7 protein-coding genes are annotated in these 11,139 nt (G+C 41.3%); 2 read left to right on the top strand and 5 right to left on the bottom strand.

Features of this window, described 5'->3' with window-relative positions; translation table 11 throughout:
• The 5 genes from Q0037_RS05730 to Q0037_RS05750 all read right to left on the bottom strand — a co-directional run bounded on the left by Q0037_RS05730 (position 1) and on the right by Q0037_RS05750 (position 9,330).
• Positions 1 to 2,265, bottom strand: a complete 2,265-nt coding sequence (locus tag Q0037_RS05730) for a family 20 glycosylhydrolase (protein WP_297516542.1) — start codon at positions 2,263 to 2,265, stop codon at positions 1 to 3.
• Between the two features lie 71 nt (positions 2,266 to 2,336).
• Positions 2,337 to 4,772: a sodium-translocating pyrophosphatase gene (locus Q0037_RS05735; RefSeq protein WP_297516544.1), complete on the bottom strand. Its 2,436-nt coding sequence runs from the start codon at positions 4,770 to 4,772 to the stop codon at positions 2,337 to 2,339.
• Between the two features lie 240 nt (positions 4,773 to 5,012).
• The gene (locus Q0037_RS05740) at positions 5,013 to 5,543 is read right to left on the bottom strand and encodes an inorganic diphosphatase (RefSeq protein ID WP_297516545.1); all 531 of its coding nucleotides are present in this window, start codon (positions 5,541 to 5,543) and stop codon (positions 5,013 to 5,015) included.
• Positions 5,544 to 5,781: 238 nt separating this feature from the next.
• Complete coding sequence (locus Q0037_RS05745) at positions 5,782 to 8,265, bottom strand: DUF5686 and carboxypeptidase-like regulatory domain-containing protein (protein ID WP_297516547.1); 2,484 nt, start codon at positions 8,263 to 8,265, stop codon at positions 5,782 to 5,784.
• A 69-nt stretch (positions 8,266 to 8,334) separates the two neighbouring features.
• Complete coding sequence (locus Q0037_RS05750; protein WP_297516562.1) at positions 8,335 to 9,330, bottom strand: pyruvate dehydrogenase complex E1 component subunit beta; 996 nt, start codon at positions 9,328 to 9,330, stop codon at positions 8,335 to 8,337.
• A gap of 325 nt (positions 9,331 to 9,655) precedes the next feature.
• Here Q0037_RS05750 and Q0037_RS05755 point away from each other — a divergent pair, with 325 nt between their 5' ends.
• Positions 9,656 to 10,402 (top strand): electron transfer flavoprotein subunit beta/FixA family protein, encoded by a 747-nt coding sequence (locus Q0037_RS05755; RefSeq protein ID WP_297516549.1) that lies wholly within the window; start codon positions 9,656 to 9,658, stop codon positions 10,400 to 10,402.
• Between the two features lie 20 nt (positions 10,403 to 10,422).
• Positions 10,423 to 11,139 (top strand): FAD-binding protein (locus tag Q0037_RS05760; RefSeq protein WP_297516551.1); only part of this gene is annotated, 717 nt, incomplete at its 3' end.

Here is an 11,139-nt window from a genome sequence, read left to right on the forward strand (position 1 = left end):
TTATTTTACGATTAGTTCATCGACAAAAAGCCACGATTCGTTTCCTGCGCCGGGCATACCTTCTTGAATTTTACCATTATTGACAGCGGTTACCTTGATAAATTGGGCTTTTACTTTTTTACCTTTCCAATCGACATTCCCTCTAGTATTTTGGATTTCGGATGGGGTGAAAGAGGCTACTTTTTCGAAACGTATTCCATCGGTTGAGACTTCAAATAGGACTTCTTTCGGGAAATAAATCCAACTAGACGGACTTTCGAGTGTCCCCAAATTGAGATGCGAAATGGATTGCTTTTTCCCCAAATCGATGATAGCAACCAAATCGTTACCCCAGAATCCCAACCAATCACGACCGAATTTTTGAGTATCCCCTTTTACCCCATTGACTAAAGCAAATGCACCGCCAGCATTATAGCGTTTATCGGGTTGGTCTTGAAGGTTAACTAAACAACTGGTGGCTTTATGAATAGTGAACGCCTGCTCTGAGAGCGCACTTTTTTGAGTTTCATTTTCAAAATAAGCTGCTTTTACCGTTTGCGACTGTTGAATTGTTAAAGCAGAGAAAAATGTGGGTGATTGTATTGTGGGCAAACTTCCATCTAAAGTATAATGGATGTTAGCTGGATTTTGATTGGATTTCAACACGTACAACACGCCATTCTCACCCCCCGGATTGGGCATGACTTCGGCCGTAATTTCAAACACGGCTTTACTAAAATTGATTTTTTTGGCTTCCCATTCTTTAAAATGTGGCGTGAGTCGATTAAAATAATTGGAGTATTCTTTTGGATTGGCAGTACCCCATAACACTTCGGAAAGTGCTGTCATTCGTGGAAAAATCATGTATTCGACCTGTTCAAAGGTTGGAATATATTCGGTCCAAACATTGGCTTGTGCGCCGAGAATATAAGTGGCTTCTTCTGCTGTGAGTTCGCTAGGAATGGGTTGGTAGCTATATACTTTTTCTAAAGGCGTATACCCGCCAATCGCTAGGGGTTCGTTTTTGGGTTCGCCTTGATAATGATCAAAATAACAATGTGAGCCGGGCGTCATCACCACTTGATGTTTTTGTTGGGCCGCTGCGATTCCGCCTTCCGTACCGCGCCAGCTCATAACCGCTGCATTGGGCGCCAATCCTCCTTCGAGAATTTCATCCCAACCGATGATTTTTTTGCCTTTACTATTGACAAATTTTTCTATACGTTGGATAAAATAGCTTTGTAATTCATGTTCGTCTTTCAAGTTGTTTTCCTTCATGCGTTTTTGACAATGGGGACACGCTTTCCAACGGGTTTTGGGACATTCATCGCCCCCAATGTGGATGTATTGCCCCGGAAATAAAGCCATAACTTCGGTAAGCACCTCTTGTAAAAAAGTGAAGGTTTCCTCTTTGGGACAAAACACATCTTCCAAAACGCCCCATTCTTTAGCCACTTCAAACGGCCCTCCCGTACACGAATATTGGGGATAAGCGGCTAATGCAGCCCTTGCGTGTCCCGGCATTTCGATTTCGGGAACAACGGTAATATGACGCATACGGGCATAGTTGACCACGTCACGAATTTCGTCTTGGGTGTAAAAACCGCCGTATCGCTCGGAATCAAATTTTTGTTCATTATAATGTCCCACCATAGATCCGTTACGCCAAGCTCCGACTTCGGTGAGTTTGGGATATTTTTTGATTTCAATGCGCCATCCTTGATCGTCGGTAAGGTGCCAATGAAACGTGTTGTATTTGTATGCCGCGAGGTAATCGATGTATTTAAAAATAGCTTCTTTTGGGAAAAAGTGCCGACTTACATCGAGGTGCATGCCACGCCATTTGAATTGAGGAGCATCTTTGATTATACCACAAGGAAGTTTCAATTGATCTTTGGGAACACCTAGGAGTAATTGCGTTAACGTTTGAAAGCCGTATTGTACTCCTGTATAATCGCCTGCCTTTAAGAAAACTACTTTTGGATTAATTTCCAACACATAGGCTTCAGGGTCGAGATTTGCCTCTATTTGAACCACAATTGCATTTTCAATGATACCCCCTTTGTTGGAAATATAAAGGGCTTTTTTTCGAGCGCGAACTTCGTTGATAAAAACTTCAGCTTCGGTATCCATTTCCAATGGAGCAGTGAGAATGATTGTTTCTTCAATGGTAAAAAACCCCTCTTGAAAAGTGGCAAATTGCGGTTGGGGAATCAGAGGATACTCTTGTTGCGCCCACATCCATGTAGAGCAAATTAGAAAAAAAAGAGAGAGCTTACGATACATTCCTTTACTTGTTTGAGGTAAATATAAAAAAAAAGCCCCACCGAAGTGAGGCTTATGATTTGTAGTGCGGATTATTTTTTATCTCCCTCTGCGCAACATCCAGCCGCGTCTTTGGAAGCTATAAATTTTCCGTCTTTATCGTAATGCGATAAACATTTTTCTTTTTCTTCGGGAGAGCACCCTAAAGAATCACACATTTTGGCGCACTCGTCTTTAGTCATGGTGGCACATTTGCTCATATCGCATTTTCCATCCATAGCCGCATTTTGCTCTTTGCAAGCGGTGGCACATGATGACTTGTCGGCACACATTTCTTTGGTAGCACACGCTTTTTTGTCGGTTGTGGCATGACCATCACTTAAAATTGGCGCGATAACCAAACCAACTAAACACGTTAATTTGATCAAAATGTTCATCGATGGACCCGAAGTATCTTTGAATGGATCACCCACAGTATCTCCAGTTACCGCAGCTTTGTGCGCATCTGAACCTTTGTAAGTCATTTCTCCATTGATAACCACTCCCGCTTCAAAAGACTTTTTAGCATTGTCCCACGCACCACCGGCATTGTTTTGGAAAATAGCCCAAAGCACCCCAGAAACACAAACACCAGCCATATACCCTCCTAAAGCTTCAGGCCCCATCAATAATCCCAAAACAATGGGAGTAATGATGGTGATTGCTCCGGGCAACATCATTTCGCGTAAGGCTGCTTTCGTAGAAATATCCACACATTTGCCGTACTCTGGCTTTCCAGTTCCTTCCATAATGCCTGGAATTTCACGGAATTGACGACGAACTTCTTGTACCATATCCATAGCCGCTTTCCCTACCGATTGCATCGCTAATGCCGAGAAAACTACAGGAATCATTCCTCCAATAAATAAGGCTGCTAAAACATCCGCTTTGAAAATGTTAATCCCGTTGATACCTGTAAAGGTTACATATGCTGCAAACAACGCTAGTGCGGTTAATGCCGCAGAAGCAATCGCAAAACCTTTTCCTACCGCTGCCGTCGTATTTCCTACTGAGTCTAAAACGTCGGTACGTTGACGCACTTCTTTGGGTAATTCACTCATCTCAGCCACCCCTCCTGCATTGTCTGCAATGGGTCCGAAAGCATCAATGGCCAACTGCATGGCTGTAGTGGCCATCATGGCAGAAGCCGCAATTGCAACACCATAGAAACCAGCTAAGAAATACGCTCCCCAAATCGCTGCGGCAAATAAAATTACAGAGCCGAATGTTGATTTCATTCCTGTGGCTAGACCCGCAATAATGTTGGTCGCCGCACCCGTTGACGAGTTTTGTACAATATTTAGAACGGGTTTTTTACCTAAGGCAGTGAAATATTCGGTAATTGCGGAGATTAACAATCCCACTGCTAAACCTACTAATGTCGCATAAAAGACATTGATACGAGCAACTTCCTTGGTTCCTTCACCGAAGAAATTCATGCTAATTTTTTCGGGCAACATTTCACCGATTAAAAACCAACAAGCCACAACGGTTAAAGCAAGAGAAATGTAGTTTCCTAAGTTCAAAGCGCCTTGAACTTCAGCTTCTTTAGCTTCGTTATTTTTAATTTTCACAAAGAAGGTTCCGATGATAGAGGCTAAAATACCAATACCTGCAATCGCTAAAGGCAACAAGATAGGCCCCATATTCCCGAAAGCATCGGTAAATTGAGTCCCGTTGGCCTCTGTCATATCTTTAATGATATAGTTTCCTAACACCATTGAAGCCAAAACGGTAGCTACATACGAACCAAATAAATCGGCTCCCATACCCGCTACGTCTCCTACGTTATCTCCTACGTTATCCGCGATAGTGGCTGGGTTACGCGGATCGTCTTCTGGAATTCCAGCTTCAACTTTTCCTACTAAGTCCGCTCCCACGTCGGCCGCTTTGGTATAAATTCCTCCACCCACACGGGCAAAAAGTGCAATAGACTCAGCCCCTAGAGAGAAACCAGCAAGCGTTTCTAACACCATAGACATGTTTTCGTAGAACGATTTCCCTTCGGTACCCATGAATTGGTTTAAGAAAAGTAAAAAGAAAATGCTCAATCCAAGAACCGCTAAACCAGCAACTCCCAATCCCATTACAGTTCCTCCTGAAAAAGAAACCTTCAACGCTTGAGGCAAACTTGTTTTGGCGGCTTGTGTTGTGCGTACGTTGGATTTTGTAGCGATTCGCATCCCTATGTTTCCAGCTAGTGCCGAAAAGATAGCTCCAAAAATGAACGCTACCACAATCATCCAATGCGAAACTCCTGAAATTTGAGATACAGCAAACAAAGCTCCCGAAGCGATAACCACAAAAATGGCCAAAATTCGGTATTCCGCTTTTAGGAAGGCCATTGCACCTTCTTGAATACTTTTGGCAATTCCTTGCATTCGTTCGTCACCCGCATCCTGCTTATTAATCCATGCGGCTTTGATCCCCATGAACAGCAATCCTAACACTGCCATTGCAATAGGCAGATAGATATACATTTTCTCCATAAAATTGGTTAGTTAGTTAATTTTAAAATTGAAATCGAGCAAAAATAAAGAAAAATAAATTCTGAGATTATGAATTTTGCCTTTTTGTTATTTAATTTCAAGAAAAGCGACATATTCTTTTTTAGGAGTCTCAATTTTTCGGGAGACAAATAATCAAATCATTAATTCCTCATCAATTTTATGCTTTTTTAATGTCAAAAAAAGAGTTGCCTTCATGACAACTCTTTCTTAATTCTATTTTTATTTGATAGTAAACAATCCTTCGGGACGATTTTCAATGGTTGCAAACCGATCGACACATTGTTGGATAATTTCTCTGGCTTCGGTTACATTCCCCCATCCATGTACATCCACTTTTTTGTTTTCCAAATCTTTATAGACTTCAAAAAAATGTTCAATTTCATTAAGCATGTGAGGATTAACATCGCTTAAGTCATTCAACTTATTCCAAACAGGATCGGAAACTGGCACACAGATTACCTTTTCATCGGGCCCTTTATCGTCGGCCATGTGGAAAACACCGATGGGTTTTACTTCCATTACACACATGGGGAATGTAGGCTCGGTAACCAACACCAACACATCCAACGGATCGCCATCCATGGCCAAGGTTTCTGGAATAAATCCGTAATCGGCAGGATACATCATGGAGGAGAACAACATACGGTCGTAACGAATTTTCTTTAACTCAAAATCATACTCGTATTTGTTGCGACTTCCTTTGGGAATTTCAATCAATACATCAAAGGTATTTTTATGATCTGCAGTCATTTCTTTAGCTATTTAGAAGGGGTAAATTTACAGTTACAAACACGTTTTCAACAAACACTTTTTCCCAAAAATAAAGGGCTACGTATGTATTTATGAATCCGAAATTTATTTAACCTAAAAAATAAATGATGTGTTTTTTTCCAGCGTATTTATTACCAAATTAACAGCATGAATGGCAATAAAAAAAACTGAAATCAGGACAAATGATCTCGGTTTTTTCATTGAAAATTATGCATCTTTAAAAATAAAATCCAAATTCTCCTTTGATGGTAAAATTGCTTGTTCCAGGCACATCGCGGTAATTGCCTCGCCAACAGGCATCAATACGAAACACTTTAAAGATATTCCCAATACCCACACTGTATTCCCAATACGGAGTGGTGGGTGCTTTATATACCAATCCCGAGGCATTTAAGAGTCTATTTTCTTCCGAAAAATCGCCATAAGCCCCTCGAATTCCGATAATTTCCCGCCAATTCAACTTGCGCAACATAGGAATACGTGAGAACAAGCGCCCTTGAAAATTATGATCCCATTGTAAAGTAAGGTAACGGTCGGAAACAAATTCGTAAAAATTAAGGTTACTAAACGTATTTCCGATGATAAAATAGGTTTGGTTCCCAGGTATGATACTCATCAATCCCAACGGCACTTTCCCAAACGTTTTCCCCATTTCAAGGGTTAAATTAGTGCGCCCTAAGGGGCCAATGATAATCGGTTGTTTGTAATACAGCTGGACTTTGGTATAATCAAAATCACTGTTTAATAATCCTTTAATCCCTTGACTAAACTTGGCAAAAACGCGACTGTAGGGGTTGTCGACGGAAAGGCGCTCAACTCCATACCCAACTGTTTTTCGTCCTGGGGTGTATTCCACTTGAAAATGGGCTTCTGCTTGACGCAAGTCGCCTCTTGTTTGCGTTCGAGCATCGTCGGTAAAATAATCCATGGTGAAAAACTCACGAGAAGCTGATGCTAAGGTGCGATACGAAAGCCCTGTTTCAAACACTAAATTTTTAATGGGTTCGATTTCAAGTGCCGTGGTGGTAAGATTGATATTGGACAGTTTACCATTGGTGCCCGACATGAAGACCCCAGAGGATGCGAAACTGCGTCCCAAGACATCATTGGTCGTAGTCAAACTCGCTCCAATTTGCTCGATATCCCGTCGGTTTCCAGCAGAGATAATCAAGCGATTTTTGGTATTGAGCATCCATTTGGCCGAGATGCCGTATTTGAATTTATTGTCGTCAAATCCATAGGCCGTATACCCTTGCAAACGCCATTTGTCGTTGGGTCCAAAATAGGTTCGCCCCCCCGCTCGGAGACGAATCCCTTCCACCACATTGTATCCGAAGGTGGAGAAAATGGGACCGTAATCAAAATTTCCTTTTTGAATATAACCGCTCGCCAAAATGGTGACCAGATTGTACATTTGTTTAAACTTCTTGACTGTTTTGAGGGTGTCCAACATTTTATACACCCCAATTTCATCTTTATTGAGTTTTTCAAACCGATTTTGCTCCCAAAACGATTCGGGTCGGGTGTATACGGTATTGTCAATGAAATTAACTTCCTCCTTATAAAACTTCTCTGGTTTGGGTTGGTTGAACTTATGATTACGGTACAATGACGTTCGTTTTCCATAGACCCCTTTTGCTTCATCTTTTTTGGACAACGAGAAATCGGACATCATATAATCTCGGGTAAGCAGAAAAATCGAATCGTTCACAACATCAAACTCTTGTTCAATATAAATATCCTTCACCCAGTTGATGTTGGCACTTTTAGACACCGCCATGTTAATGGTTTTGATGGCAAAGGTGGAATCATTGACCCAAAAATCACCTTTAAAAGTGAGTTCGTTTTTACGACGGGGATAAAACACAATGTTATAACACCATTTATTATCAATGTAGGCACTATCACGCAACACATAATTGTAGACATCGATTCCTGTGGTAGAAATCGGACTTGTAAAACTCTTGTCGAAAAAGGTCAAGTGGTTGTTGTAGATGTTGTAGTCATTGTACAAATCTTTGATAAAGGTATTGACCCCATCACCATTGCTTAATCCTGAATTTTTATTTCCGGAAAGAATTTGTTTCTCCTTACCCATTTTGTTATCGCCATACACTTGATACACCGACTCGTTAATAAAAATAGGCAAGTATGTTTTTCCTGTTATTTTGGAAGTATCTACTTTTTTGAAAACAAATTCGAGTCCTTTGAAGATTTTACTCTTCATAAAATTACTGTCAATGGTATTCAGGTCAAATTCTACTTTTTCATATTTGTCATAAGCGTATTGCTCAAACATCCGCAGTCCGTTCTTTCGTTTGCGCTCCCAAATCTTTCGGAGGATACGTAAGGCGGGATTGTTTTTCTTAGAGGTTTTTCCCGTAAAAATGACAACTTCATCCAAGACTTGCTCTTCGGTGAGTACAATTTTCATGTTGTAATTCACGGGCTTTTCCAACTCGACATCACGCGTTGTATACCCCATGAAAGCCACGACCAATACACTGTAGGTTTTAGATGATTCGATGTAAAACTTTCCGTTTTCATCACTAACGACTCCTTCGTTGGAACCTTTAAAGACCACATTGGCAAAAGGAATGGGTTGGTTCTTTTTGTCGATTACCGTACCACTCACTTTAGTCTGTGCCAACGACAGACTGGAAACGGCGCATAACAACAAGAAAAGAATTTTTTTAAACATGAATAAAAAATTAAAAAAAAAAGCCATCTCGAGACTTCCCGAAATGGCTTCAAATATAAGAGAATATCCTTATCGATACATTACTTTTTTTACAGCTTTTACTACATCACCGGCATTGGGTAACCACTCTTTTAATAAGGTGGGTGAATAGGGTGCTGGAGCATCAGCGGTGGTGATTCGTTGTACAGGCGCATCCAAATAATCGAAAGCACGCTCTTGCACCATATAGGTAATTTCAGAGGCAACACTTGCAAAAGGCCAAGCTTCTTCCAAAACCACTAATCGGTTGGTTTTTTTCACTGAATTAATGATCGCATCATAATCCATGGGACGAACGGTACGCAAGTCAATAATTTCACAAGAAATACCTTCTTTGGCTAACTCGTCGGCAGCAATGATCGCTTCCTTGATAATTTTTCCAAAGGAAACAATCGTCAGATCAGAACCTTCTCGCTTGATGTCGGCTACTCCAATAGGAATGATGTATTCGCCCTCCGGCACTTCTCCTTTGTCGCCATACATTTGTTCGGATTCCATGAAAATCACAGGATCGTTATCGCGAATGGCAGCTTTCAAAAGCCCTTTAGCATCGTAAGGATTAGAAGGAACAATTACTTTTAATCCTGGGCAATTGGCAAACCAATTCTCAAAAGCTTGCGAGTGCGTAGCCGCCAACTGACCTGCAGAAGCGGTCGGTCCACGGAACACCATGGGCATTGGGAATTGTCCCGCTGACATTTGACGCATTTTGGCAGCATTGTTAATGATTTGATCAATCCCAACCAAGGAGAAATTGAAGGTCATGAATTCAACAATCGGACGGCATCCGTTCATCGCAGAACCCACCGCAATACCCGCAAATCCTAATTCGGCAATAGGGGTATCGATAACACGCTTAGGACCAAATTCATCGAGCATTCCTTTGGAGGCTTTGTAAGCACCGTTGTATTCGGCCACCTCTTCACCCATCAAATATACTGACTCGTCGCGACGCATTTCTTCACTCATCGCTTCGGCAATCGCTTCTCTAAATTGTATCGTTCTCATATCGAATAAATCGTTAATCCATTTTTGGAAAGGCAAAAATAACAAATCTGTAGGATTTAAATATTGCCCTTTCCTATTTTGTGTGAGCTTTTTTTACGAAATCGTTATATGTGAAAAAAAAAAGCCTAAAACAACGAAAGAATAGGGTGTCTTTTTTGAATAATGTTTCACTCCAAAAGAAAATATGCGTTAAATTTTTTATAAAAACCAACTTTTCCCCCAACATCTTCAAGAATCTTTGGCGAAATCGATTGAAATATGAAAAAATATTATGCGTGCATACAAAAATTAGAAATATATTTTTTACTTTTACATCGGAAAAATTTAAACCCCTCTATACGGTATGAAAATATTAGTTTGCATCAGCCATGTGCCTGATACTACTTCAAAAATTAACTTCGTCAACGGGGACACGGAGTTTGACACCAATGGTGTTCAATATGTGATCAACCCTAATGACGAATTTGGATTAACCCGTGCCATTTGGTTCCAAGAACAACAAGGTGCTAAAGTGACGGTTGTAAATGTGGGAGGCCCTGATACAGAGGCAACCTTACGAAAAGCGCTTGCTATTGGTGCTGATGACGCAATTCGGGTCAATGCCGTACCGATGGATGGATTTTTTGTAGCGCAACAATTGGTGGAAGTCGCTAAAAATGGCGGCTATGATTTGATCATTTGTGGAAAAGAGTCTTTGGACTACAATGGAGGTATGGTTCCTGGAATGATGGCTGGTTTATTAGGCTATAACTTTGTCAATGCATGTACCGAACTTACCGTGGAAGGTACTCAAGCGAAAGCAGCCCGCGAAATCGACGGAGGAAAAGAAGTAATTACTACTGCTTTACCTCTAGTTGTAGGTGGCCAAAAAGGAATTGTAGAAGAAAAAGACTTGCGTATTCCTAACATGCGTGGGATCATGACGGCGCGAACAAAACCGCTTTCTGTTGTTGAACCTGTAGGCGGTGAGGATAAAACGAAGGCCATTAAATTTGAAAAACCAGCCCCTAAATCAGCGGTAAAAATGGTTTCTCCCGACAATCTTGACGAACTCATTAACTTATTACACAACGAAGCGAAAGTAATTTAAGCTTCCTAAAAAATATCACTATGTCAGTAGTACTCTATGCCGAATCATCTGACGGCAAATTCAAAAAAGTAGCGTTGGAATTGGCTTCCTACGCCAAAGCAGTAGCCGACGCACTAGGTACACAGGTTACCGCGGTAACGATTAACGCTAGTGACGCTAGCGAATTGGGGAAATATGGGGTAACTAAAGTCCTTCAAGTACAGAACGACGCGCTAAAAGCATTCAATGCCAAAGCCTACGCCGATGTGATACAACAAGCCGCTCGACAAGAAGGCGCGCAAGTAGTGGTGTTCTCTTCTTCAACCGATAGCTTGTATGTGGCACCATTGGTGGCTGTAGCTTTAGAAGCGGGAATGGCGTCCAATGTAGTATCAGCTCCTTTAAGTACCGCTCCTTTCCAAGTGAAACGCAGTGCTTTTTCCCAAAAAGCCTTTAATTATACAACAATCAATACATCTGTGAAGGTGTTGAGCATCTCCAAAAACTCATTTGGAATATCTGAAAATGCAACGAATGTTTCCGCCGAAGCCTTTACGCCGCAGTTAAACGATGGCGATTTTGCTACCAAAGTGGCCGCCGTTGAAAAGGCCAGTGGTCAAGTATCTATAGCTGATGCTGATATTGTGATTTCAGGGGGTCGCGGATTGAAAGGCCCCGAAAATTGGCACATTCTTGAAGATTTAGCGACAACTTTAGGTGCCGCAACTGCTTGTTCCAAACCAGTATCGGATATCGGA

The sequence above is a fragment of the Flavobacterium sp. genome, from assembly GCF_027482425.1.
Taxonomy (GTDB): domain Bacteria; phylum Bacteroidota; class Bacteroidia; order Flavobacteriales; family Flavobacteriaceae; genus Flavobacterium.